This is a genomic window from Fluviicoccus keumensis (genome assembly GCF_004217445.1).
In the GTDB taxonomy this organism is placed as follows: domain Bacteria; phylum Pseudomonadota; class Gammaproteobacteria; order Pseudomonadales; family Moraxellaceae; genus Fluviicoccus; species Fluviicoccus keumensis.
Map to the genome: position 1 here is coordinate 368,936 of NZ_SHKX01000010.1, position 25,243 is coordinate 394,178.

Annotated in this window: 23 protein-coding genes and 3 tRNA genes; 12 read left to right on the top strand and 14 right to left on the bottom strand. The window is 56.7% G+C overall.

The window, feature by feature from the left end; genetic code table 11:
* Positions 1 to 2: 2 nt before the first annotated feature.
* Entirely contained in the window at positions 3 to 875 is an 873-nt protein-coding gene (locus EV700_RS02735) for a TRAP transporter TatT component family protein (RefSeq protein ID WP_207224553.1), read from the bottom strand.
* A gap of 192 nt (positions 876 to 1,067) precedes the next feature.
* Here EV700_RS02735 and EV700_RS02740 point away from each other — a divergent pair, with 192 nt between their 5' ends.
* Positions 1,068 to 1,985 carry a hypothetical protein gene (locus EV700_RS02740; protein ID WP_130410816.1) on the top strand — a complete coding sequence of 306 codons (918 nt, stop codon included), beginning with the start codon at positions 1,068 to 1,070 and terminating at the stop codon, positions 1,983 to 1,985.
* A gap of 172 nt (positions 1,986 to 2,157) precedes the next feature.
* On the top strand, positions 2,158 to 2,424 hold the full coding sequence (locus tag EV700_RS02745) for a hypothetical protein (RefSeq protein WP_130410817.1): 267 nt from the start codon (positions 2,158 to 2,160) through the stop codon (positions 2,422 to 2,424).
* 435 nt (positions 2,425 to 2,859) lie between these two features.
* Here the strand turns inward: EV700_RS02745 and EV700_RS02750 are convergent, their stop codons facing one another.
* The 3 genes from EV700_RS02750 to EV700_RS02760 are packed head-to-tail and all read right to left on the bottom strand — an operon-like array spanning position 2,860 to position 6,816.
* Positions 2,860 to 4,887 carry a GumC family protein gene (locus EV700_RS02750; RefSeq protein ID WP_130410818.1) on the bottom strand — a complete coding sequence of 676 codons (2,028 nt, stop codon included), beginning with the start codon at positions 4,885 to 4,887 and terminating at the stop codon, positions 2,860 to 2,862.
* A 13-nt stretch (positions 4,888 to 4,900) separates the two neighbouring features.
* A complete protein-coding gene (locus EV700_RS02755) occupies positions 4,901 to 5,551 on the bottom strand; it encodes a polysaccharide biosynthesis/export family protein (protein ID WP_207224554.1) in 651 nt (216 codons plus the stop codon).
* A 20-nt stretch (positions 5,552 to 5,571) separates the two neighbouring features.
* On the bottom strand, positions 5,572 to 6,816 hold the full coding sequence (locus EV700_RS02760; protein WP_165391305.1) for an outer membrane beta-barrel protein: 1,245 nt from the start codon (positions 6,814 to 6,816) through the stop codon (positions 5,572 to 5,574).
* Between the two features lie 303 nt (positions 6,817 to 7,119).
* On the opposite strand from EV700_RS02760, the gene EV700_RS02765 reads away from it, so the two are divergent.
* A tRNA-Ser gene (locus tag EV700_RS02765) sits at positions 7,120 to 7,210 on the top strand.
* Between the two features lie 104 nt (positions 7,211 to 7,314).
* Positions 7,315 to 7,391: transfer RNA gene (locus EV700_RS02770), tRNA-Arg, on the top strand.
* Between the two features lie 91 nt (positions 7,392 to 7,482).
* Here EV700_RS02770 and proB read toward each other — a convergent pair.
* The 4 genes from proB to rplU form a co-directional block, all read right to left on the bottom strand.
* The gene (proB, locus tag EV700_RS02775) at positions 7,483 to 8,607 is read right to left on the bottom strand and encodes a glutamate 5-kinase (RefSeq protein ID WP_130410820.1); all 1,125 of its coding nucleotides are present in this window, start codon (positions 8,605 to 8,607) and stop codon (positions 7,483 to 7,485) included.
* A 15-nt stretch (positions 8,608 to 8,622) separates the two neighbouring features.
* Entirely contained in the window at positions 8,623 to 9,834 is a 1,212-nt protein-coding gene (gene cgtA, locus EV700_RS02780) for an Obg family GTPase CgtA (RefSeq protein WP_130410821.1), read from the bottom strand.
* Positions 9,835 to 9,908: 74 nt separating this feature from the next.
* Entirely contained in the window at positions 9,909 to 10,169 is a 261-nt protein-coding gene (gene rpmA / locus EV700_RS02785) for a 50S ribosomal protein L27 (RefSeq protein ID WP_130410822.1), read from the bottom strand.
* Positions 10,170 to 10,187: 18 nt separating this feature from the next.
* Entirely contained in the window at positions 10,188 to 10,499 is a 312-nt protein-coding gene (gene rplU / locus EV700_RS02790) for a 50S ribosomal protein L21 (RefSeq protein WP_130410823.1), read from the bottom strand.
* A gap of 179 nt (positions 10,500 to 10,678) precedes the next feature.
* Here rplU and EV700_RS02795 point away from each other — a divergent pair, with 179 nt between their 5' ends.
* Positions 10,679 to 11,647 carry a polyprenyl synthetase family protein gene (locus tag EV700_RS02795; protein ID WP_130410824.1) on the top strand — a complete coding sequence of 323 codons (969 nt, stop codon included), beginning with the start codon at positions 10,679 to 10,681 and terminating at the stop codon, positions 11,645 to 11,647.
* Between the two features lie 74 nt (positions 11,648 to 11,721).
* Positions 11,722 to 11,798: transfer RNA gene (locus EV700_RS02800), tRNA-Pro, on the top strand.
* A gap of 98 nt (positions 11,799 to 11,896) precedes the next feature.
* On the opposite strand, the gene EV700_RS02805 is transcribed toward EV700_RS02800, so the two are convergent.
* From EV700_RS02805 to lptF, 5 genes are all read right to left on the bottom strand, one after another.
* A complete protein-coding gene (locus tag EV700_RS02805; RefSeq protein ID WP_130410825.1) occupies positions 11,897 to 12,880 on the bottom strand; it encodes a hypothetical protein in 984 nt (327 codons plus the stop codon).
* Positions 12,881 to 12,982: 102 nt separating this feature from the next.
* On the bottom strand, positions 12,983 to 13,321 hold the full coding sequence (locus EV700_RS02810) for a hypothetical protein (RefSeq protein WP_130410826.1): 339 nt from the start codon (positions 13,319 to 13,321) through the stop codon (positions 12,983 to 12,985).
* Complete coding sequence (locus EV700_RS02815) at positions 13,318 to 14,043, bottom strand: PP2C family protein-serine/threonine phosphatase (protein WP_207224555.1); 726 nt, start codon at positions 14,041 to 14,043, stop codon at positions 13,318 to 13,320. The genes EV700_RS02810 and EV700_RS02815 overlap by 4 nt, the downstream gene beginning before the upstream one ends.
* Before the next feature lie 116 nt (positions 14,044 to 14,159).
* A complete protein-coding gene (gene lptG / locus EV700_RS02820) occupies positions 14,160 to 15,227 on the bottom strand; it encodes an LPS export ABC transporter permease LptG (RefSeq protein WP_130410828.1) in 1,068 nt (355 codons plus the stop codon).
* On the bottom strand, positions 15,224 to 16,333 hold the full coding sequence (gene lptF, locus EV700_RS02825) for an LPS export ABC transporter permease LptF (RefSeq protein WP_165391306.1): 1,110 nt from the start codon (positions 16,331 to 16,333) through the stop codon (positions 15,224 to 15,226). Before lptF ends, lptG begins: the two co-directional genes overlap by 4 nt.
* An 81-nt stretch (positions 16,334 to 16,414) precedes the next feature.
* Between lptF and EV700_RS02830 the strand changes: the two genes are divergently transcribed.
* The 6 genes from EV700_RS02830 (at position 16,415) to EV700_RS02855 (ending at position 23,867) form a co-directional block, all read left to right on the top strand.
* A complete protein-coding gene (locus EV700_RS02830) occupies positions 16,415 to 17,908 on the top strand; it encodes a leucyl aminopeptidase (RefSeq protein WP_130410830.1) in 1,494 nt (497 codons plus the stop codon).
* Positions 17,889 to 18,317 (top strand): DNA polymerase III subunit chi, encoded by a 429-nt coding sequence (locus tag EV700_RS02835; protein WP_130410831.1) that lies wholly within the window; start codon positions 17,889 to 17,891, stop codon positions 18,315 to 18,317. The genes EV700_RS02830 and EV700_RS02835 overlap by 20 nt, the downstream gene beginning before the upstream one ends.
* A gap of 7 nt (positions 18,318 to 18,324) precedes the next feature.
* A complete protein-coding gene (locus EV700_RS02840; RefSeq protein ID WP_130410832.1) occupies positions 18,325 to 18,660 on the top strand; it encodes a hypothetical protein in 336 nt (111 codons plus the stop codon).
* A gap of 166 nt (positions 18,661 to 18,826) precedes the next feature.
* Positions 18,827 to 21,661 (top strand): valine--tRNA ligase, encoded by a 2,835-nt coding sequence (locus EV700_RS02845; RefSeq protein WP_341272930.1) that lies wholly within the window; start codon positions 18,827 to 18,829, stop codon positions 21,659 to 21,661.
* A 74-nt stretch (positions 21,662 to 21,735) separates the two neighbouring features.
* On the top strand, positions 21,736 to 22,965 hold the full coding sequence (locus EV700_RS02850; RefSeq protein WP_130410833.1) for an AAA family ATPase: 1,230 nt from the start codon (positions 21,736 to 21,738) through the stop codon (positions 22,963 to 22,965).
* Between the two features lie 11 nt (positions 22,966 to 22,976).
* On the top strand, positions 22,977 to 23,867 hold the full coding sequence (locus EV700_RS02855; protein WP_130410834.1) for a hypothetical protein: 891 nt from the start codon (positions 22,977 to 22,979) through the stop codon (positions 23,865 to 23,867).
* A 57-nt stretch (positions 23,868 to 23,924) separates the two neighbouring features.
* Here EV700_RS02855 and EV700_RS02860 read toward each other — a convergent pair whose 3' ends face one another.
* On the bottom strand, positions 23,925 to 25,184 hold the full coding sequence (locus tag EV700_RS02860) for an NADH:flavin oxidoreductase/NADH oxidase family protein (protein ID WP_130410835.1): 1,260 nt from the start codon (positions 25,182 to 25,184) through the stop codon (positions 23,925 to 23,927).
* Positions 25,185 to 25,243 lie beyond the last annotated feature (59 nt).

Here is a 25,243-nt window from a genome sequence, read left to right on the forward strand (position 1 = left end):
AACTAAAAAAAGTCATCTGCCGACTTAAGCAACGTCCTGGCCTCGGCTTGGGCCAGCATATTGCTCAGCGTAAAATTGCGTGCATGAGGATCCGTCGCCAAGACTTCATTCAGCAGCCTGTCATGCAGTTCACGATCAAAAACGCCGCGGGCATATTGCTTGGCGTAATAAACCTTGGCGACCAGATTCTTCCCGCCCGACAACTCGACCGCTCGTTCAAAATGCTTTTTGCCCTCCTCGGGACGCCCGCCCAAGGCCGGCGTCAGCACAGTCGCCAAAACCCCCAGATAGAGATGGGGCATACCTTCTTCAAACGCATCATCCAGCGCAATAACCCGCCGCATCATCATTTCGACACGAGAAAGATCAGCCACGGCGTTCCAGTCATCCGCGTGCGATTGAATCCATCCGGCCCAGGCCCCTGCCGCCGCAAACAAGACTCCCGCATCCTTTTTAGTCAGACTGCTCAAAATCACATTGAGGTCATCCGGCGAAACAGCCCTGGGATTACACAAGCGCTGATCACGCAAGCATAATGCCTTGAAACCGTATTTCATCGCCTTCTCGTTGATTTGCCGGGCCCTTGCCTCATCATGGATGAATGCGCCGACATAGGCCGAATTCAAGGAAGACGCCGCCTGCCACAAAATTGGCTTATCCGGACTGCCGTTAACCAAGGCATCTAGCAACAGCAAATAGGAAGGTAACCCCTGCTCCACCATCGCGGGATCATCGCTATCCCGAATAGCGGCGGTAAACCCCGCTCCAAAATCGGCAACCTTGCGGTCAACCAATGCTGAACACCCGACCAAAACCAAGAGACAACCCGCCACGCAACACTCTCGCGTCAGGGCAACAAAGCGTTTGTAATTCATACTGACTGTTATAAGGTTGGGCGTATAATGGCTCGATTCTAGCAGACGCGCTTTCGTTATCTCCATGCAAGGCGGCGCCTGCGGGAAACATTTTACAAGAAGCTCCCCAGATTAAACCGGGACACCATGACACACCCCCAAGGAACCTCACTTGCAACGACGACCTCCAGGCTCTGCTCCGCATCCCGTGGCTTGGTCGCCTTATCGCTGCTAACCTTTATCCCTCAACTCGACGAAGGTACAAGGCAACCATTTATCGTCATGGTTGGCACATATATTGTCCTGCAGTTGATGCTTGGCCTTTTCACCACCAGCACCACACTCCGCTTGCTGCGCATAACCCCTGATTTTTTGCTGGCTATCATGCTCGCACATCTCAATAATCAGATTCCCCAACATGGGCTCATCAGCAACCTCGCGCTCACCCTGATACCACTGATGGAACTGCCCGGGCGCCGCGGTTTAGCGATCTGCGGCTTCATGCTTGCCGCACAAAGCATTGCCATGGGATTCAGCACCAGCGCTCCGATACTGGCATCAATGCTGGCCCTGCTCCCCCTGCTTGTGGCCATCACCACCCTCCAGCAACATTATTCCCTGTTAAGCGCCTCCATCCCGTCCTCCGACCTCATACCGGGACTGAACAACCTGAGCACCCTGATGCAGGCGGCACGCTTCTTTATCCCCTATCAGCAAAGACACTTGGCGCCCTTCTCATTGGTGACGCTCAAACTCGTCATGCCTGAACACCTGAGCAAACGCAGTAATCGAGCATTGCACAGGCTGGCGGAGCACCAGTTAGGCTCACTTTTCGAAACACGCTTGCGCCGATGCGATGTAACCGCCCGAATTGCGAATAACAGCTATGCCATCCTCCTGACTGACTGCGGTCTTGATGGAGCGAAATCGGCCATCACCTGCATCCAGGATCTCCTGGAAGAATGGGCAGTTCAGAATGCCATCCGCGTTTCGAGTGTCGCGGCCCTCTCCCTCCTCCCGGACTCCCCTACTGCCTTGGAGCACCTCCTTAAGAAGCAGGAATCAGCCCTCGCCACCACCCCGGCATCCCTCCCGACAGCCCGTCACATTTATGTCACTTTCGACCAATAATCCGACAGCGGTTCATCTTCCCTCACAAATTGTAGAACAAAAATAGTGCATTTCTTCCCGTCTGATGTTAAAGTTCACTCGCCGCAAATCGGATGCTGGTGAATTGGCTTCGTGGTAGCGCTGCTGCCTCAGGTACTTCCGCATCCTTAACTCAACATGAGAGAGAACCATCATGCAATTCAAGAACCTCGCTATTGCCGCCTCCGTTGCCGCCGCCCTCGCCTTCGCTGGCTGCGCCAAGAAAGAAGAAGCTCCTGCTGAAGCCGCTCCGGCCCCTGAAGCTGCTGCTCCGGCCGCCGCTCCGGCTCCTGAAGCTGCTGCTCCGGCCGCCGCTCCGGCTGCTGACGCTGCCGCTCCGGCCGCTGCTGCTCCGGCTGCTGACGCTGCCGCTGCTCCGGCTGCTGCTGCTCCGGCCGCTGCCGCCCCTGCCGCCAAGTAATACTGGCGCAGAAAGAAAAGGGAGCTTCGGCTCCCTTTTTTATTTCCGAATTACTGAAACCCGCTGGCAGGCCCCGTAAGAGCCTATAAGATTCGCCTTACAATGCCCATATTCTTCGCGACACACCTCCCTTCGCTCCTTGGCAGCCTGCAATACCGTCAAGCCAGAGACAACACAACCAATCCATCAATCAAACAGGATAGCGTTGTGCCTAACCACCGTCCTGGATCCAACGAAAAGCATTATCCAGGCCAATATTCGCATATAGCCAACCGCAAATAATCAGCACCACGGGCGCAAAAAAAACCGCCTGATGCGATGCAGCAGGCGGTTCTTGAATTCAAAACACAAGCAGACAGAACGCGCGACTTTATGGCTTCAACCAGACCCGATCCACCCCTGAGCCCATTACCACGCAGCCACGCCTCCTAAAGCTTAATCACCCTCTGATGCGTCAGGCGCTTTACGGCTGCCATATCCATACGAATAGCCGTAATTGTAATAGCCTGTATAAGCACCGTAATACTGGGCAGCTCTGCGCATATTGACCTTGTTCAAAACTACGCCGATCAGGGGCGCATTTGCAGCCTTCATCCGAGCAATACCGGATCGCGCCGTACCGTGAGAGGTCGCATCCGATCGCACGACATACAGAACCGCATCGACAATCCGTGAAATGACCAAGGAGTCACTCACCAGCAGCGCCGGAGCCGAATCAATAATGATCCGATCGTAGCGTTCACACAGCGAACGCAGCAACTCTGCAAATCTATGCGATGACAATAACTCCAAAGGGTTCGGGGGAACCAATCCAGCCGTCAGAATATCGATATTTGCATCCTCCATGTGCAAAATACAGTCATCGAGCTCTGCAGTCCCCGTGACCATATTGGCCAAGCCGGGGCTGTTTGCAGGAATATCCAAAGTTTTGCCAATCGAAGGACGGCGCATATCCGCATCAATCAACAGCACTTTTTCCATTTGCCCCAGCGCAACCGCCAAATTAATGGAAGTTGTTGTCTTACCCTCACTGGGAACACTGGATGTCAGCAATATGGTTTTGTGCGACTTATCAATGCCGGACAGCACAACACTCGTTCTAATCGTACGAATTGCTTCGGCATATCCGCTCATTTTCGCATCAAGGAACATGATCGGCTGCTTTGAATCGCCGGGCTTCCTGCGCTTTGGCTTACGCGTTACCACGAAAGGCACCATGCCCAGCATGGAAACCCCCAGCTTGCGCTCGACCTCTTCCGGATCCTTGAATGTCGTATCCAGATAATCCAGCAGGAAGGCAATACCCGCCGCCAAAAAGAGACTCAGCACCGCAGCCAATCCAATGATAAGCCCTTTCTGCGGTTTGACAGGAACACTCGGGGTTTTTGCCAAATCAATGACCCGCGCATTGGAAGTTTCCAATTGCAGGCTTTCATTGGCCTCTTTGATTCTCGTAAAAAAGGCGTCATACAATGCCCGATTGGCATCGACTTCCCGCTCAAGTTCCTGCAACCGGAATTGCCGCTTTGCAACCTCCATTGCCGCGTCCTTGGCGGAGTGCAATGCTTTTTCAGCCTCAGAAACATCGATGCGGGCTTGCTGGGCGGCTGGATGTTTGGCGCCATACCTCCTGCTAACCTGACTTTCATTGAATTGAGCAGCCACGAGACGCTGATTCAATTCCTGAATCTGACTGGAGGTAATGGCAAAGATTCCGCCGCTAACCCCTGTATCAATCAGATTATTTTTTTCACGATAATCCTGAAGATTCTTGGCCGACAACTCAAGATTGTTCTTCAGCACCCCTAACCGGGATGCGAGCCAAGATGCCGCCTGCTCGGTCATTGCCAGACGAACCTCCATCTGGCTGGCGATATATGCACGGGCCATCGCGTTGGCCACATTTGCCGCCAAACGAGGGTCTGCAGATTCAAAACTGATCCTTACCAACTGCGTATTTCTGACAGGCTCAATCGACAAGTGTTTAATGAAACGCGAGACCAGCAGATTGAATTTATCTTCCTCTGACGGAGCTATGCTTTTCTGATGTCCTTGAGGCAAAAAAGAGCGCCAGTCGAAAAGAGCAGTGCCTTCTCCCGGCTCTCCCGCGACGGCATATTCGGGCTGTTCAGCAATGCGCAACTCCCGGACAACTCGCTCAGCGAGGTCACGCGACTTGAGAACCTCGAACTGGGTTTGCAAATACTCCTTGGACGTCATATCACCCGACGACCAATCATCAATACTGGCAACAACCTTGGACTGTTTTTGCTCAATCAGAAGCGTCGTACTGGCGCTGTAAATCGGCCTCATGGAAAAAACCAGGAAGACGACGGCCAGGGTTACGGACAGACACAGCCCCAGAATGCCCCACTTATATCGACGCAGTACATTCAAATACTGCTTGATGTCCAATTGCCCCTCATCCATCGCCGAGGATGAAGAGTTACCTGCATAATCCATAATTCACCAGTAATCAGAAGAAGCCTTGATCAACCGTAATGATATCGCCCGGCCGAAGCTGACTATTTAACGTCGTTTGCCGAGGCAGACCCAAAGCGTCATCTTCGTGGATCACATATATCTTGGACAACGAAGCGCGGGGAGTGAAACCGCCAGCGATCGAAATGGCCTTTCGCACCGTCAAACCCGGCTGGTAGGAATAGCCGCCGGGCTTGGTCACCTCACCGTTTACAAAGAAAGGCCGGTATTCCGTGATATTCACATAAACCTTGGGATCAACCAGATACCCATCGGACAATTGAGAGGCCAGATATCTCTGAAGCTCAGCGATGGTCAAGCCCCTTGCCGAAACCTCACCAATAAACGGATAAAGGAAAGAGCCGGCATCACTCAAACGAACATCAATACTCAGCTCTTTCTCGTTGAATACCGTAATGGATATCTTGTCCCCAGCCCCTAGCCGATAGTCAGAACCCCCACGCAGGGGCACGACCGCGTCCATGGCAGGCTGCGCTGATACCGCGGGATCGGAAGGTACTACTGAAGATGAGGAGGAAGACGAGGCGGCAGGAACTCCGCCACGGAAGAGGTCATCAAAGAACCCGGCATGCGCAGGAGCGCATGCCATGATCAAAACCCAAAGCAGGCTTAATAGCAAAGGCATATGTCATTACTCAGGGGTACTTACAGGCTTACCTGTGCACCCACACCATAGACATTACGCTTCAACTCGTAGGACTTGTCACTCGAAGAACGGTCTTTATTCGTCACCCCGACATTCCAGATCAACCACCGGCGCATTTGATAATTGACACCTACGCCAATCACATCAGTTGTGGCATTACGGAATTCCTTGGCGAATGAATCGAGGTATTGCTCATCCGTCCGCGCGAGCGTAAGAGATGTGCTGACACGATCAATCCAGGAATGCTGCCATGTCACGGAATAGTTCTTGGCAATCGTAGTGCTGCCTGCCGAATCACCATCATATGCACGCTGACCCGCGGAAATATCAACACGATCCGCTTCAAACGGCGTCCAAATAGCACCCAAGTCCCACACCACCTTCTTTTCCTTACCGCCGGTGGCAATATCACGCTTACCGTCACCAATACGGAACTTACCGGTTGTCATGGCCGTATTTTCCCAAACCACGGTGCCATAAATACGATTGTCCTTGGTATCCGGCGTCACGCCCTTATAGTCCGTACGAGACGACTCGTATTCGACACCGAGGGCGGTCTTGGCTGTCACATGCACAGTCAGGCCGGCGCCCAGATTCTTGGCGTCGTTGTCCCGAGTACCGGAGACATCAAATGTGGTGCCCGCACCAAAGCTGGGGGTGTTGACCACACCGCGAGAATACCGTTTTTGGTCAATGCCATAACCCAAGGTAAACCGCCCCATCGCGTCAGGGGCGCCATACTGCATGCCGACACTGACAGAAGTCACATTGAACTTGTCGACTTCACCCATATCAAGAATGTACTGCAAGCCCATTCCCGAACTGCGCCCTGCGCCACGATCATCATGGAGCATCTTGTAGGCAGCCCCGGCATCCACCCGGAGACGGGCATTCGGCTCGACATGGGCATTCGCAACAAAGTTCTGGTCAAAGAAGCTGTCATCACTGGCATTCGCATAGGAACGCGCGGTTCCTGTGTACGCCAATTGATACTGGTTGTTGCGCTCACGCGCCACAAGAGCCAATGCGGGATTCAACTCAATAAAGGAAGAGGAAACTTCGCTCTTGCTCAAATTGTACAGGTTGTTATCCACCCCCGTCTTGGCACCCAAAACAGGGATCAGCGAGAAAGCATCGTACTGGATTGCCTGGGGATTGAGAGCTATATCGGCACTGGCGACTGTCGACCCCATCACAAGGCCCATTCCCAGACTGGCAACGCCCAGCTTCAATTTACGTTCCATATTCTTCCCTCGGATAGACATGGTCTAAAAATTCATGTGACCTCTGTCAGCGGATCACAACCATAAACCGGATGAGGGCCGATTCTAGCACCCGACAGCCGACAAAGTCACCAACCGGGGGCAATTTGCAACAACTGCGGACAGGCCCCGCACTATTACAATCTAGACCATGCAAGCCCCGCCACACAAACAACCTGTCCTACAATTTTTAGGGCAAACCTTCCTTTACAGGTTAAAAAACAGTGTTTTCAACCATTTCCCTCTTTAATTTTGATTTCATCATGGTATTATTCGCCTCCTCGCGGAGAGATGACCGAGAGGCCGAAGGTGCTCCCCTGCTAAGGGAGTATGGGCCAAAAGCCCATCGAGGGTTCGAATCCCTCTCTCTCCGCCAGTTTGTACTTTTTTGTAACTGTTTCACACTTTCGAATAATGTTTGGCTTTTTAAAACTTTTCGATTGACAGGCAAAAAAATACATGTAGAATGTGCGACCTCAAGCGCCCGTAGCTCAGTTGGATAGAGTATCTGGCTACGAACCAGAGGGTCGGGAGTTCGAATCTCTCCGGGCGCGCCAAATACAAAAGGCCTGACATTGTCAGGCCTTTTTGTTTGTCCGGCGTGTACCAGACAGCGCCCGCTACTCCGTGCGCTCGCCAGTGGTCCCGTCAGAGAACCACCAGATTATCCCGATGCATTAACTCCTCTTCATCCATGTAACCAAGCACTTCAACAAGGCGCTCGCTGGTCTTCCCGATAATTTTGGCCGCATCTTCCGCGCCATAATTCACCAATCCCACAGCAACCTGCCGCCCATGCACATCAACACAGGCGACGACCTCCCCCCGGGAAAAACCACCCTCAACCTGAACAACACCAACCGGCAACAAGCTACTGCCATGATTACGCAAAGCCTGGACAGCACCATCATCCAGCACCAACCGGCCAGCCGTCTGTAAATGCGCCGCCAACCACTGCTTACGAGCGTCCAGACGATCCTCGTCCGGAAGCAGCAAGGTCCCCAGCACAGCGCCGCCCGCCAGATTGACCAGCACATCCTGGCTCTGCCCGCTGGCAATCACCGTACTGCAGCCGGAGCGGGCGGCATACCGCGCTGCGCGAACCTTGGTCACCATCCCTCCCCTGCCCAGAACACCGCCGCCGCCAGCCATCGCCATCAAGGCATCATCCAGCGCCCTGACCTCCGGCAGCAGCACCGCATCGGGGTTGTGGCGCGGATCTCGATCAAACATGCCCTCCTGATCCGTGAGGATAATCAACACTTCGGCATCAATCAGGTTGGCCACCAGTGCAGCCAGCGTGTCGTTATCACCAAAGCGGATTTCATCCGTGGCGACGGTGTCGTTCTCATTGATAACCGGAATTACACCCCAAGTGACCAAGGCATTGAGAGTAGAACGCGCATTCAGGTAGCGGGTGCGGTCAGCCAGATCTTCATGCGTCAGCAGAATTTGCGCAGTCTTCAGGCCGTGTGTCCGGAAGTGGGATTCATAGGCCTGGACCAATCCCATCTGGCCGATCGCCGCACAGGCCTGCAACTCATGCAAGGACGACGGACGGCCGGGCAGCCCCATGCGAACCATGCCTTCCGCCACAGCGCCGGAGGAGACCAGAATCAACTCAATGCCCCGATCAGCCAGAGTCGCCATCTGCCGCACCCAGCTGGCCATGGCCTCCTGATCCAGCCCCTGACCATTGGCCGTCAGCAACGCTGAGCCGATCTTGACGACCCAACGCTTGGCCTTCTGCAGGCGTTCCCGATTTTCCGTCATGATCCGCTCCGTTTTTCAGCGCTGATAAATAATTTCGGGACCATCCTCATCATCCCAGTCTTCATCATCTTCATCATCGAAGCCGGCATCCTTGCGGGCCTGCCATGCGGCGCGCTGCTGCGCCCGCAGCTCCTCAATACGCGTACGGGATTCCTGCTCCAGCAACTGGCGCTTGGCCTGCTCCTTGAGAGCCGCCTCCGGATCTTCAGCCTCGATCCGACGCTGCTCCTCAATGGACTCCATCAGACGGTAACAAACCTGCATCGCCCCTTCGCCCGTGAGTCCCGAGGCCTGGAAGACCGGCCCAGTCCACCCCAGACGGGTAACGATATCGGAGCACAGGGCGTCGCGTTCTTCAGGCAACACCTGATCCACCTTGTTCAGCACCAGCCAGCGCGGCAGCGACGCCAGTGTCGGGGAAAATTTATCCAGCTCCCCGGCAATCACCTGCACATTGGCGACCGGATCAGAACCATCTATCGGAGCCACATCCACCAGATGCAACAGGCAGCGAGTCCGCGCCAGATGCTTGAGGAAGCGGATACCAAGCCCCGCCCCCTCTGATGCCCCCTCAATAAGCCCCGGAATATCCGCCATGACAAATGAGCGATGGCGATCGATATCAACCACCCCCAAATTGGGCACCAGCGTGGTAAAGGGATAATCCGCCACCTTGGGCTTGGCCGCGGATACCGCCCTGATAAAAGTGGACTTGCCGGCATTGGGCAGCCCCAACAGGCCGACATCCGCCAGAACCTTCAACTCCAGCTTCAACTGCCGGGAGTCGCCGGGTTGCCCGGAGGTGGATTTGCGGGGAGCCCGATTGGTCGAGCTCTTGAAATGGATATTTCCCAAACCGCCACGGCCGCCCTGCGCCACCAGCAAGCGTTGCCCGGCCTCCACCAAGTCGCCCAGGACTTCACCGGTCGCTTCATCCACAATCGTGGTTCCGACCGGAACCTTCAGGATCACATCCGCGCCACCCTTGCCACTGCAATTGGCGCCCATTCCGCCCTGACCACGTTCGGCGCGGAATTTACGGGTATAGCGGTAGTCCACCAGCGTATTGGAGTCTGAATCCGCCACCATGTAGATGCTGCCACCCTTGCCGCCATCGCCGCCATCCGGCCCGCCATAAGGGATGAATTTCTCGCGCCGGAAACAGACACAACCGTTTCCACCCGCCCCGGCATCCACCTGGATGATTGCTTCGTCTACAAAACGCATGATATTTGCCCGCGCAGTTTTGAACCCACCAATGAAAAAGCCCCGATGAACGGGGCTTTTCAGTCATGCCGCGATCAGGCGGCAGCTTCCACCACAACATACTTGCGCTGGAAGGGGCCCTTGGTGACAAACTTGATGACACCATCAGCCTTGGCAAACAGGGTGTGATCACGCCCGATGCCAACATTTTCACCCGGCCAGAACTGGGTGCCACGCTGACGAACAATAATGTTGCCAGCAATGGCCTGCTGGCCACCATACATCTTCACACCCAGTCGTTTGGCTTCTGAATCGCGGCCGTTACGGGTGGAACCACCAGCTTTTTTATGTGCCATGTCGGTAATTCCTCAATCTTAGACAGTAATGCCAGTGATCTTCAGTTCAGTGAACCACTGACGATGACCCTGCTGCTTGCGATAGTGCTTGCGGCGACGCATCTTGACGATACGCACCTTGTCATGACGACCATGACCCACCACCTCGGCAACTACCTTGGCGCCTTCAACAACCGGAGCACCGATCTTGATATCAGCGCCGTTGACGACCATCAACACATCTTCGATGGTGATATTTTGGCCCGGCTCGGCGTCAATCAGTTCCACCTTCAGCAGTTCGCCTTCAACAACGCGATGCTGCTTGCCGCCACTCTTGATAACCGCGTACATACTTCGCTAACTCCGTAAGCCCGTGACCACAAAGCCCACGGGGAGAAAAATCGCAAGGTGCGCGATTGTACGCAAAAGAGTCTCCATGCGCAAGCGCCGGCCACTTCCACACGTTAAAATGTGCGGTAGTCCTGAGGCGGCCGGGCTGATACGATACGCGCAGGCGTCAATCACTGGCTATAACAATGAACTTTCAGAACATTCTGGCCACGGTGGCAGAGGACTTTGCCGCCGTCGACCATTATATCCTTAACCATCTGGACTCGCGCGTCCCCCTGGTGATGCAAGTCGGTCATTATCTGGTTGAGGGCGGCGGCAAGCGGTTGCGCCCCCTGCTCAGCCTGCTGGCCGCCAGGGCCACCGGCTATCAGGGCGACAAGCACATCCCGCTGGCCGCCATTATCGAAATGCTGCATACGGCCACGCTGATCCATGACGATGTTGTTGACGAATCCGATCTGCGGCGCGGACGCGCCACGGTCAATTCCGCCTGGAACAACGCCACGGCGGTCCTGGTCGGCGACTTTCTGATTTCACGTGCGTTTCAACTGATTCTGGATCTGGAAGTTCCGGAAATCGCCCGCCTGATTGCTGACGGCACGCTGGTGATTGCTGAAGGCGAGGTCATGCAGCTGATCAACAAGCGCGACCCGGACACGACCGAGCAGCGCTATATGGAAGTCATTTACGGCAAAACGGCGCAATTGTTCGTGACCGCTGCCGAGGGCGGAGCCATTCTTGGCAATCCGGCCCTGCGCCAGGCCCTGCATGATTACGCGATGCATTTCGGCGCCGCCTTCCAGATAATTGACGATGTGCTGGACTATGAGAGCACCGCGGCGGAAATGGGTAAAAATGTGGGCGATGATCTGGCCGAAGGCAAACCCACCCTGCCGCTGATCCAGGCCATGAAAATCGCCGACACTGCCGATGGCGACCTGATCCGCACCGCCATTCGCACCGGCGGACTGGAAAACCTGCCCGAAATCCTCCGTATCATCCGCGACTCCGGCGCACTGGCGTATTGCCGGCAGAAGGCCCAGGAGGAAACCGAGGCCGCCCGACGGGCGCTGGATCCCGTCCCGGAGTCACGCTTCCGGGATGCCCTGCTCGGTTTACTTGATCTGGGATTGAACAGAACCAGTTAAAAAACACTTTATTTCTGCGGCGTGCGTGCTAAAATGCACGCCCTCTCCTTCATGCAATCGCGTGAAAAGACCATCGGGGTGTAGCTCAGCCTGGTAGAGCACTGCGTTCGGGACGCAGTGGCCGGAGGTTCGAATCCTCTCACCCCGACCATTTATTCATACTCCCAGACTTTCTTCGTTTTGAATCATCACCCGCATGGGACTCACCGCCTTGGCCGTTATGACCAAAGGCAGCAAGTCCAGCCGTCGCTACCGCCGCCGATCAAACGGGATATAGTCATCCGGCCCTGGTTCACCGCCATTCGCGTATTTGCTCAGCCTCGAGCGCCCCTCGCAATAATCCCCGCGCACGATTCCCTTGATGTAATGCGGGTTCAGCATGTGCCCCTTGCGATCCGCCACAAAAAAAATCGGCCCGCTGGTGCTGTGGTACTTGGCGAGAATACCAACCCGGGCGAAGAAGTCCTTGCCATTGGCGAAGTGCTCAACGTAGGGCACCGTGCGGCCATGCTCGGCCGTCAGCGCATAGTCGATATGCAGGCTGTCTGCCGCGCCGCCAATACTGTAGATCTCCAGTTTGTGGGCATGCTTGCGCATTTCAGGATCTTTCAGCAACTTGCGGGCGATATAACTGGCCACGATGGCGCCCTGCGAATACGTAATCAGGACGACCTGATCATGACTGACCATGGCATTACGGACAATATTGAAAGCCGGACGGGAAAGCCGTCCGTCCTTGCGCAAGGCCCGTGCATTCAAGGCTCCGGCAATATCGCGCACGAAGCCCGCAGTCGGCGTATGAATCAGGTGTATCGGCCGCTGGAAGGCCAGCGCGACTTCCCTCGCCTCCAGCAGCGCCATGGAGGGACTGGTGCAGATGCCGTTAATGAAGAACCACTTGGTCTGGCGCTTGGACTGGGGCCAGATATAGTCTGGCGGCAGAACCGCCAATGTGCCATAGGAAAAGGATTTCCGCTCTGTAGGCACCAATACTTGCGCCATCGCGGAAAAATATTCCCAAAGGCTGGGATAACTGCCGGGCAGGAATTCAGAATGTGTTTCAGGTTCAGGCTTCAGCGGAAACAATATCCATGGCAGGATCGGCAGGTTGACTATCGCATTCAGCGCCTCACGCCCCAACGGGCGATGATCACGAACAAGTTCGCCGGCGGTTCGACTGGTGCGTTCAATCAGATTAGCCGTGGGAACGGCTTCCGGATGATACTGGCTCATGTTGCTTCCACCTGAGATTAGCACTCAAGCATAAAGCAGTACGATCGTACAGGGAATGGATGGTGTCGGACAAAACCAGGGGTTTTCGGAGCGAAGTCCCGATCACGCCAGGAAAAAAACGAAAAGCGCGCCCATGACAACAGCAACCAACAACAGGGCAAGCGTCAGCACCTCGTCGTTGGCGATATCCGAAGCGGGATCGACCACCGCAACCGATACTTTGGACTCGGCCTGAACCGGAGCGACAGGCGCCTCAACCGGACGGGGGGCCTGAACCACAGGCAAAGGGCTCCGCGCTTGATAATCCGCTCGTTTCGAGCAAATCTCACGCAGGATATTACGCCGCTCACGACGCCACGTTTCATGCGTGACTTCGCCGTCGGCCCAATGGCGGGCAACTTCGGCCAATCTGGCATTCGCTTGCGGGAAATCCTGAATCATGATGCCTCCGACACTTTGACGACGATCAGGGAAACATTGTCCGCCGCACCATGGGCCAAGGCTTTTTCCATGAGTTTGGCTACGGAGGCTTCAAGCGTATCCTGCACAATCAGTGATGACATTACATCCTCGCTGACTTCATTATAGAAGCCATCGCTGCAGAGTAAATACCAATCACCAGCTTGTACATTAAACACACGAAGCTCTGGATAGAGCTTGTCGCCACCACCAACCGCCCGGGTAATCACATTCCGATGCGGGTGATGCGCCGCCTGATCCGGGGTAATCATTCCGGAATCGATCATTTCCTGTACCGCCGAATGATCGTGGGAAATCCGCTTCAGCTCTCCGTCACGATAAAGGTACAGGCGGGAATCGCCCGCCCAGATGCAGGCGCCCATACCATCCACGATAAAGAGACTGACAACCGTGGTGCCTAATGTGCGGCCGCCCAAGGCTTCTTGGCCATGGCGCCGGAGGTTTTGATTCACCAGCAGGATCTTGTCTTCAATGGTGTCGACAAAATCCGAAAGATCCTTGTCAGGGTTGGTTTGCAGCAGGGCGTCGATGACCGCTTGGCTTGCCACATCACCCGCGGCGTGGCCGCCCATACCGTCAGCTACCGCCCAAAGCCCTATATCGGGCCTGGAAAGGACGGCATCCTCATTGATCTTTCGTTTTGCCCCGATATCGGTGGCCTGTGCAGAAGTCCAGACTAGCAAGGCAAGCACTCTCTTGGTTGTTATGATTTTTCCGCTAGGGAACTTTTTTGTACCGGATAACTATTACCACTCTAGCCTTAATTGCAGGCGGATGCAAAGCCCTGCATCCGCTGTGGCTAACGGACGCGTCTGAGCGCGTGCAGACCCCAACCCAGTGAAAGACCTACGGGAACCAGCACCGCCAGCAAGGGCGAAAAGTCATAAACCAGACTGGCATAGCCGCATATATCCTGGAGATATCGGAATCCCAGACCGGCCAAGACCCCGGTAACGATCCTCAATCCCATGGTCACGGAACGCAACGGACCGAAAATGAACGTACAGGCGATCAGGACCATGGACAATGTCGCGAGCGGGGCCAGCGCTTTCTTCCAGAATTCAAGAAAGTAGATTCCGGCTCCCAAGCCTTGCCCCTCCAGATAGCGGGCATAGCTGTAAAGACTAGTTAACGGGAGATACTCGGGAGATACTGTGACAAGCCTCAAGAAATCGGGCGTCAGCTCCGGCTTCCAGCCGAAATCATGACCACTTCCCGCCCGCGCCGCGCCATCTGTCCCCAGAAAAACCGAGTAGACCCCCTGTAGACGCCAGCCGCCCGTACTTAATGGCTTTCCCTCCCTGACCCCGGTCATTTCTGTCAAACGGCCATCCTGACTCAGCCGGTAGAAAGTGACTGCATGCAAGCGCCCGCCGGGTTCGACTTGCTGCATGTGAATGAAGTCATTGCCTTCACGATGCCAGAATCCGCTCAGGAATCCGGCGTGATAATCCTGCCCCAAGGCCCTGGCCTTGATGGTTTCCGATTTTTGATTGCTGACGGGAATACCGTACTGCGCCACAAGCAGTCCCAACATCACCAAGGCCAGGGCGGGGCGCATTGTCCACCAGACGATACGCCCTACGCTGACTCCCGAGGCGCGCATCACTGTCAGTTCGGACTGGCTGGCCAGCAGCCCCAGTCCGATAATCCCGCCGACCAATCCTGAAACCGGGAGGATGTCGCACAAACGGTAAGGCAGCTCAAGGGCGACAACCTGCAAGGCCTGCAGGGCCTGATAGTTGCCCTTGATTTCCTCCATCTCGGCAATAAAAGAAAAAACCAGATCCAGCCCCAGCAGCAGGAACAGCACCAGCAACATGGCAAACAGCACCGTACGGCTGACATACATCGGCAGCAGGTTCATGCCGCACCCCCATCATCCGCCAGGCGACGGCGACGAAGCCAGAGCTGGATATCCTCCCAGCCCAGCATCAGCAACCCCAACAGGAAAAAGCCGAGATGGATTCCCCAGATCCCCGCAGAGCCGAGCTTCCCTTTTTCAATGGCGTTACGGGCCGCCGCGATCAGGACCACATAACTGATGTACAGGAGGATGGCCGGGAACAGCTTGAGAAAACGCCCCTGCCTGGGACTGACGCGGGACAGGGGCAACGCCAGCAAGGCGGCGATGGGGACGATCAGCGGCATGCTGACCCGCCACAGCCACTCCCCCATGATCAGCTTGTCTTCGGCCCGATGGTCAAAAACCTCCCGGGAAGACAAGGTACGGGCGCGGGTTATCTCCCCGACATCAGCCGGATCGGCCACCCGCATTCGGTATACGGCGAAACGCAGTCGGGAATAGCGCGGGCTGTCTGCCGACAGTTCATAACGATCGCCGTGCTCCAGTTCGATATACGAAAGGCCGGTCGATTCATCATGATAGCGGCGCGCACTCTCGGCCATGACCATGACCCGGCTTCGCTGCGCGCCGGGCCGCTCCTCAAACATCATGACTTGCAGCAGGCGCGTCTTGTCAGGCGTAATCTCACGCGCAAACAGTATGCGCTCACCGACCCTCTGGAACTGGCCCGGCCTTATCAGGTCAAAGGTATTGCGCTTGGCCTGTGCAGCGAACAAGGATTCCGAGGCGAGATTGCCGCGCGGCGAAAAATAGAGGGAAAAGATGCTGACCAAGGCGGTAACCAGGACAACCGCCGGCAGCAGGTGCCCGGCCAGCTGCCACCGGCTGATGCCGCTGGACGCCAGAATGGCCATCTCGTTATCGACATAAAGCCGGCCGAACACCAGAAGAACCGCAATAAAGAGTCCCAGCGGGATGATCAGCTCCAGGAAGCCCGGCAGGCGATACAGCAAAACCGCTGACAACAGCTCGACATCGAGCTTGCCTTGCGCGGCCATGCCGAAATACTTGATGACGCGGCCGCCCATGAGAATGAACGTCAACAGGGAGGTTACCGCCAGGGCAGAGACCAGCAGCTGGCCCGCCAGATAACGACGAATTATCACGTGATGCCGCCTTGCCTTCTGGTGCAAATATGCTAGTAATGTCCGATTCCGGATTATCGACCATATTTGATAGAGGTTCTAATGGAATTTGCACTGATTGCCGCCGCGCATCCCGCCCAGGCCGCCGCCGGCGCCATCATCATTCCCGCCACCACCGACGGCCTGACCGCCGCCGGCAAGACCCTGGACGCCGCCAGCGAGGGCCGTCTGACCACGATCCTGACCAATGCTGGCTTCGAGGGCAAGACCGGCCAGACCCTGCCTGTTTTCGGCCTGCCGGGACTGGAAAGCCGCCAGATCATCGTGGTCGGAGCCGGCGACGCCAAGGACCTGAACAACCGCGCCTTCCAGAAAGTCGCCGCTGCCGCCTTCAAGGCGCTGAACAGCAAGATCCGCACCGTGGTCAGCTATCTGGGCGAGTTGCGCGTGCAGAACCGCACACCGGCGCAGACCTTGGGCGACATCGTGCGGGCGACGCTGGAAACCGCGTACCGTTTTGATCACTACAAGAGCAAGAAATCCACCGAGCCCGGTCTGGAAAAGATGCTGCTGGCCGTGGCCGACGAAGCCGAACTGGCCGCCGGACAAACTGCGATTGCCTGGGGCGAAGCCGTGGCTTCCGGCCAGGGCCTGGCGCGCGACCTGGGCAACCAGCCGCCGAATATCTGCCACCCGACCTATCTGGCCGAACAGGCCAAGGCGCTGGTCAAGGGCCAGCGCAAGATGAAGCTGGATGTGCTGGGCGAAAGCGACATGGAAAAGCTGGGCATGGGCGCGTTCCTGGCCGTCAGCAAGGGCTCGGCGGAAGAGGGCAAGCTGATCGTGATCGAATATCACGGCGGCAAGAAAGGCGACAAGCCGGTGGTGCTGGTCGGCAAGGGCATCACCTTTGACACCGGCGGCATTTCGCTGAAGCCGGGCGCGGCCATGGACGAGATGAAGTACGACATGTGCGGCGCGGCGTCGGTGCTGGGCGTGATGAAGGGCCTGGCCGAAAGCAAGCTGCCGATCAATGTCGTCGGCGTCATCGCCGCCGCCGAGAACATGCCGGCGGGCAACGCCACCCGCCCCGGCGACATCGTCACCACGATGTCAGGCCAGACCGTGGAAATCCTCAATACCGACGCCGAAGGCCGTCTGGTGCTGTGCGACGCCCTCACCTACATCAAGCGCTTCGACCCGGCGGTGGTGATCGATATCGCCACCCTGACCGGCGCCTGTGTTGTCGCCTTGGGCAAGGTCGTTTCCGGCCTGTTCACGCCGCATGACGAACTGGCCGAGGCGTTGCTCAACGCCGGGCTGGCCGGCAACGACCGCACCTGGCGGATGCCGGTGCTGTCCGATTATCAGGAACTGCTGGACTCCCCCTTCGCCGACATGGCCAACATCAGCAGCGGCGGCCCGAACGGCGGCGCGATCACCGCCGCCTGTTTCCTGGAGCGCTTCACCAAGGAATACACCTGGGCGCATCTGGACATCGCGGGCGTGGCGTGGATCAGCGGCGCGCAGAAAGGCGCGACCGGCCGTCCGGTGCCCCTGTTGATGCAATACCTGCATGACTGTGTCGCGGGCTAGTTTCTACCTGCTGAAGCAGGATTCGCCGGAACGCCTGATGCAGACCGCCTGCCGCCTGGCGGCGCGGGCGGTCGCCGAGGGCAAGACCCTGTTCATCCAGACCCGGGACGAGGCGCAGGCCGCCGCGCTGGATGAATGGCTGTGGAGCTTCCCCGCCGAAAGCTTCCTGCCGCACCAGCGCATCGGCGTTGATGACGTTTTGTCCGCTCCGGTGCGGTTTGGTCCGAAATCGGCAGCGCCGTTCGGGGATATCTGCTTAAATGTCAGCAGTCGCCCGGTGGAGCACCCGGAGCGCTACCAGCGCGTGCTGGAACTGTTCGCACCGGACGATGCGTCACGGCAAGCGGCCCGCCAGCGCTGGCAAAACTACAAGCAACTGGGCTTCAGTCTGGATCACAACGAGGTATGAGGTAAGCATGGCTGTTGAATTAGGCACCAACTTCCCGCTGCGCTGGCAGCGCTCCCCCGTCGAATTTCGCCAGAATGTGTTCGATGAACTGCTGGATGTCTGCTCCTCGCTGGGCGGCCATACCCAAGAACGGATTATCGCCAGTCCCACCCGCACGTCGGCGCTGCCGGTATCTTCAGCCATCGCTGCCGGGCCGGTCGAGCAGGAGCTGAAGCGCAGCTTCCTGCAAAACGCCGACGATCTGATCGAGCAGCAGCTGGATTCGGTGCGCGTCGAACTGCGCAAATGGCTGCATGGCGAGATGAATCGCTTGTTGCAAGATTCGCTGAAGAAGCCGGAGTAATCCGGCCCATGTCACGGGGGACGCCTCCCCCGTGCCTTCCCCCGCCCGCACACGACGGAAAGTTCCCGACAATCCCGCCCCGCACCCGTACGGCCTGCCCGTTGGCCCCGACTTTTTGCTAACATCTCCCCCATTTCCGCCTTCAGACTGACTCCGGTATTTCCCCATGACCATGGACTCCTCCTTCAATCCTTCCAATCTCGAACAACGCTGGTACGAACACTGGGAAAAACAGGGCTACTTCGCCCCCAGCGGCCAGGGTGCGCCCTACTGCATCATGATTCCGCCGCCCAACGTCACCGGCTCGCTGCACATGGGTCACGGCTTCAACAACACCATCATGGACAGCCTGATCCGCTACCACCGCATGACCGGCCGCAACACGCTGTGGCAGCCCGGCACCGACCACGCCGGCATCGCCACGCAGATGGTGGTGGAGCGCCAGCTGGGCTTGCAGAACATCACCCGCCACGACCTGGGCCGCGACAAATTCCTCGACAAGGTGTGGGAGTGGAAGGCGCAATCCGGCGGCACGATTACCCGCCAGATCCGCCGCCTCGGTTCGTCGGTGGACTGGAGCCGCGAACGCTTCACCATGGACGACGGCCTGTCGAACGCGGTGAAGGAAGCCTTCGTGCGCCTGTATGAGGACGGCCTGATCTACCGCGGCAAGCGGCTGGTGAACTGGGACCCGAAACTGCACACCGCCATTTCCGATCTGGAGGTGGTCAGTGAAGAAGAGAAAGGCTCGCTGTGGCATTTCCGCTATACGCTGGAAGACGGCAGCGGCTATCTGGTGGTGGCGACGACCCGCCCGGAAACGCTGCTGGGCGATACCGCCGTGGCCGTCAACCCGGACGACGAACGCTACCAGCACCTGATCGGCAAGAACGTGCGCCTGCCGCTGACCGGCCGCCTGGTGCCGATCGTGGCCGACAGCTATGTCGACAAGGCCTTCGGCACCGGCTGCGTGAAGATCACCCCGGCGCACGACTTCAACGACTATGAGCTCGGGAAGCGCCACAGCCTGCCGCTGATCAACGTCCTCGACAAGGACGCGAAGATCCTCAGCGAGTTTACCGTGCTGACCTTCGGCAGCTACGAAACCTTGCACGGCGAGAAGGCTCCGGAAGCCTATGCCGGACTGGACCGCTTCGTCGCCCGCAAGCAGCTGGTGAAGCAGGCCGAGGAAGAAGGCTGGCTGGACAAGATCGAGCCCTACGCCCTGAAGGCGCCGCGCGGCGACCGTTCCGGCGTCATCGTCGAACCGTGGCTGACCGACCAGTGGTATGTCTCCGCGAAGGAGCTGGCCAAGCCCGCCATCGAGGCTGTGGAAGACGGCCGCGTCAAGTTCGTGCCCGAGCAGTACCAGAACATGTACTACTCGTGGATGCGCGACATCCAGGACTGGTGCATTTCCCGCCAGTTGTGGTGGGGCCACCGCATTCCCGCTTGGTACGACAACCACGGCAACGTCTACGTCGGCCGCACCGAAGCCGAAGTGCGCGACAAGTACAGTCTGGATGCGGATGTCAGCCTGCGTCAGGACGACGACGTGCTCGACACCTGGTTCTCCTCGGCGCTGTGGACCTTCTCCACGCTGGGCTGGCCGGAAAACACCCCGGAACTGAAGACCTTCCACCCCACCGACGTGCTGGTGACCGGCTTCGACATCATCTTCTTCTGGGTGGCCCGGATGATGATGATGACCATGCACTTCATGAAGAACGCGGACGGTACGCCGCAGATTCCGTTCAAGACCGTGTACGTGCACGGCCTGGTGCGCGACTCGGAAGGCCAGAAGATGTCGAAGTCCAAAGGCAACGTGCTGGACCCGCTGGACATCATCGACGGCATCGATCTGGAATCGCTGGTCGCCAAGCGCACCACCGGCCTGATGAAGCCGCAGGACGCCCCGAAGATCGAGAAGGCGACGCGCAAGGAATTCCCGGAGGGCATCAACGCCTTCGGCACCGACGCGCTGCGCTTCACCTTCGCCGCCCTCGCCTCCACCGGCCGCGACATCAAGTTCGACATGAAGCGCGTCGAAGGCTACCGCAACTTCTGCAACAAGCTGTGGAACGCCGCCCGCTTCGTGCTGGGCAACTGCGAAGGCCAGGATGTGGCTGTTGATCACGCCAACTACGAACTCAGCGTGGCCGACCAGTGGATCATCAGTCGCCTGCAGCGCACCGAACAGGCCGTCACCGAGGCCTTTGCCGCCTACCGTTTCGACATGGCGGCACAGGCAATCTATGAGTTCGCGTGGAACGAGTACTGCGACTGGTATCTGGAACTGACCAAACCGGTGCTGACCGGCGACGCCTCCACCGCCGCCAAGGCCGGGACGCGCCGCACGCTGGTGCGGGTGCTTGAAACCCTGCTGCGCCTGCTGCACCCGATCATGCCGTTCATCACCGAGGAAATCTGGCAGCGCGTGAAGCCGCTGGTGGGCAAGACCGCCGACAGCATCATGCTGGAAGCCTATCCGCTGGCTGACGAGAGCAAGATCAATGTCGAGGCCGAGCAGGACGTGGCCTGGCTGCAAGCCGTGATCAGCGCCATCCGCAACATTCGCGGCGAACTGAACATTTCGCCCGCCAAGGCGCTGACCGTGCTGTTCCATCACGGTGGCGCGGCGGATCAGGTGCGTCTGGAGCGGTATCGCAGCCAGCTGGCCTTCCTGGCGCGGCTGGAAGCGCTGACCTGGCTGGAAACCGGCGCCGAGCTGCCCTTCGCCGCCACCAAGCTGGTGGGCGACATGAGCCTGCTGGTGCCGCTGAAAGGCCTGATTGACGCCGAGGCCGAAGCCGCGCGCTTGCGCAAGGAGCTGGACAAGCTTGAGAAGGAAGTCGGCCGTCTGGCAGGCAAGCTGGAAAACCCGGCTTTTGTCGACAAGGCCCCGGCGGATGTGGTGGCCAAGGAGCAGGAAAAGCTGGCGGCGGTGAAGGCGGAAATCGCGACGCTGCAGGAGCAGCTGGTGAAGGTGGAGGCTTTGTAAAAGCTTTCGCGGATGCTAATGTAGGGGGCAACTTTCGCCCCCTTTGACATATTATACACGATAACGAGTTAGCTATGATCAGATCGATCAAAATTGAGAACTATAAGTCCATACTAGACCTAGAAGTAGAGGCTGGGCGATTCAATGTTATTATTGGAGGGAATGGCGTAGGGAAAAGCAATTTTTTAGAAGCATTGGTATTATTTGGTGCTGCCGATGCTGACAAATTGGATAACGAGTTTCTAGTATCCCGTGGCGCAAGGCTTGTTGAATTCTTGCCATTATTTTATGACATCAACGACTCTATCATCAACCTTACAATTAAAGCAGACGAATTCGATTACGGAATTAAAATCGAAAGACTAGGTGCAACACACAAGTACCAAAAAGATATCTCACGCAATGAGGCCACCCCTGACGACGCCTTGGATATTATTACCAGAATTGAAAAAGCTGAAGACACCACTTTTTTTCTTGAAAAAAAGATAGCAGAATTAGAGTCAAGTAAAGAGAAATACTCAAAGTCTAAAGACGATGATTTAAGAAGCCTAGGCAAGCAACTAGAGAGCCTACTCATATCTTTAAAAGAAAACATTAATAGCCAGAAAGACCATATTGCAACCATCAAGAAGAACCTTACCATTATTCCCGACTTCATTCTATATTCACCAGAAAATACTGCCCTCCGCAACTTCTACCGGGAAGGACAGATTGAACCCTTGGGTATAAATGGCGAAGGCTTACTCAAGTTGCTCAAAGTCATGCAAGAAATTGAAGCAGATGCATTTCAGGATGTCCTTAAATGCCTAGATCTGTTCGACTGGTTTGAAAAAATTGAAGTCCCAAAAGATCTTTCCAGCCTAGAAGACAAGGTCAGCATCAAGGACAAATACCTCACAACTATGTTCGACCAACGTAGTGCTAACGAAGGATTCCTGTTTGTCTTGTTCTACGCTGCCCTCTTCTGTTCAAATAACACGCCAAGCATATTTGCCATAGACAACATTGACGCCTCTTTCAATCCCAAACTCTGTACTGCATTGATTACGCGTCTAGTACATCTATCTAAGAAATATGACAAGCAAGTCTTTGTCACTACCCACAACCCCGCAATCCTAGACGGACTAGATTTGGGAGATGAAGAGCAGCGATTGTTTGTGGCTTCTCGCAACAAGAAAGGCCACACCCGCTTCAAACGCATCGGTTTAGCCGACAAGCCCAAGTCACCAGCTAATGGCGAACCTGTGAAATTATCTGAAGCGTTCATGCGCGGCTATCTCGGTGGTTTGCCCAAAAACTTCTAAGGAAAGCTGCAATGAAATTCGGCCTTATTTGTGAAGGGATAACGGATCACCGAGTAATCGAAAATCTGTTATGCGGATTCTTTCCTGAGTATCCAGATCTTGATGAGGATATCAACTTTCTACAACCAACACTCGATGAAACCGATAGCCAACAACAGGGCTTTGGTGGCTGGGAGCTGGTTATTGCCTATCTGAAATCCAGTCAATTTGAACAAGCAGTTATAAATCATGACTATATCGTCATTCAGATTGACACAGACTGTTGCGAGCATCCTAATTTCGGCGTCCACCCTATTAGCCTTGCAGCACAAGACCAAGCGGATTTTTATGAAAAAATTCGCAATAAACTGATTGAATTCATATGCCACAATACCATTTATGCGCACTACGCGGATAAGATATTATTCTGTATTTGCATTCATTCGCTGGAATGCTGGTTAATCGCCTTGTACGAGTCACGACGTAGCAAGTCACCCAAAATAAACAATTGTGAAGATGCTTTTGGCAAGTTATTGATGCGGCAAAATTATCGCGAAAAATTCGAAAAAACCAGCCGCTGCTATGACAAGATCAGTCAGCTCCTCCTGAAAGCTAAAACAATTAATGGGCTTGCCGGTTCCTCGTACAGTCTGGATCGCTTTTTGGAGCAATTAGCCTACGTTGCCCAGCAGCCTTGCCCTGATCCACCAACTGGCCTGATTGACGCCGAAGCCGCGCGCCTGCGCAAGGAGCTGGACAAGCTGGAGAAGGAAGTCGGCCGTCTGGCAGGCAAGCTGGAAAACCCGGCTTTTGTCGACAAGGCCCCGGCGGATGTGGTGGCGAAGGAGCAGGAAAAGCTGGCGGCGGTGAAGACGGAAATTGCGACGCTGCAGGAGCAACTGGTGAAGGTGGAGGCGCTGTAAGCCTCCGCTGTGCCGGAATGAAAAAAGGCCCTGACGGGCCTTTTTTCATGGCTGGACTCAGGCGCGCAAGCGACGGGTCTTGAAGGTATTCCAGCCGTTCTCGGTCATGCCGATCAGGAAGGAGACCAGGCCGGACTCGTTCGGCTTCGGCTCGCAGCCGTTGGCCATGCGCCTCAATTGGCGAGAGTACCAAGCCACTTCCATCAGCGCCATCTTGTCGATGGGCTTGATGCCGGTCTTGATCGGCTTGACCTGATAGCGGGGCTGTTGACCGGACAACAGGCGGTTCGGCACTTCCGGCTCGATGGCCAGCGACCGCGCAATGCCCACGAAATCCACCGCGCCGCTGGTAATGGCTTCGCTCATGCCCTCGGCCGTCCGGAAACCGCCGGTGACCATCAGCGGCGTCTTCACGGCCTGACGGGCCTTCTCGGCGAATTCCAGGAAATAGGCCTCGCGACGGCGGGTGGAGTCCTTGACCGGTACTTCCTTCACACCGGCCATGGCCGGCGCTTCATAGGTGCCACCGGAAATCTCGATCAGATCAATCCCGGCCTCGGACAGGGCGCGGATCACGTCCAGCGACTCTTCCTCGGTAAAGCCGCCCTTCTGGAAGTCGGCGGAATTCAGCTTGATGCCCACCGGGAAATCCGGGCTGGTGGCGGCGCGGATGGCTTTGAACACTTCCAGCACGAAGCGGCGGCGGTTCTCGGCATTACCTCCCCATTGGTCGGTACGCTGGTTATGGTGGCCGGAGAGGAACTGGCTGACCAGATAACCGTGCGCGCCGTGAATCTGCACGCCGCTGAAACCGGCCTTTTGGGCAATCGCGGCGGTGCGGCCGAAACGGGCGATGATGTCCAGGATTTCCGCCTCGGTCAGCTCGCGCGGCGTGGCGAAGAAGGCGGCGATTTCCTTGCCGAAGGGGATGGCGGACGGGGCGACGGATTCAACATTCAGCCCTTTCGGCACCTGCTTGCCGGGATGGTTGATCTGCATCCACAGTTGCGTCCCATTGCGGGTGCCGGCTGCCGCCCATTGCTTCAACAGTTCCAGGTCACTTTCGTCTTCCAGCGCCACGTTGTTGGGCTCGCCCAGCGCGCGGCGATCGATCATGACGTTGCCGGTGATCAGCAGGCCGATGCCGCCGTCGGCCCAGCGCCGGTAGAGATTGGCCAACCCTTCGGTGACGTGGTTGTCGGTGGTGCCCAGGGCTTCACTCATGGCGGACTTGGCCAGCCGGTTCTTCACGACCGCGCCGTTGGGCAGGGTGAAGGGTTGACCAAGGATCTGGGCGGGGGACAGGCTGGATGACATCGGGAATCTCCGGTTTAAGGACCGCCAGGCGGTACGATGGTCAAAACATACCCTTTAGT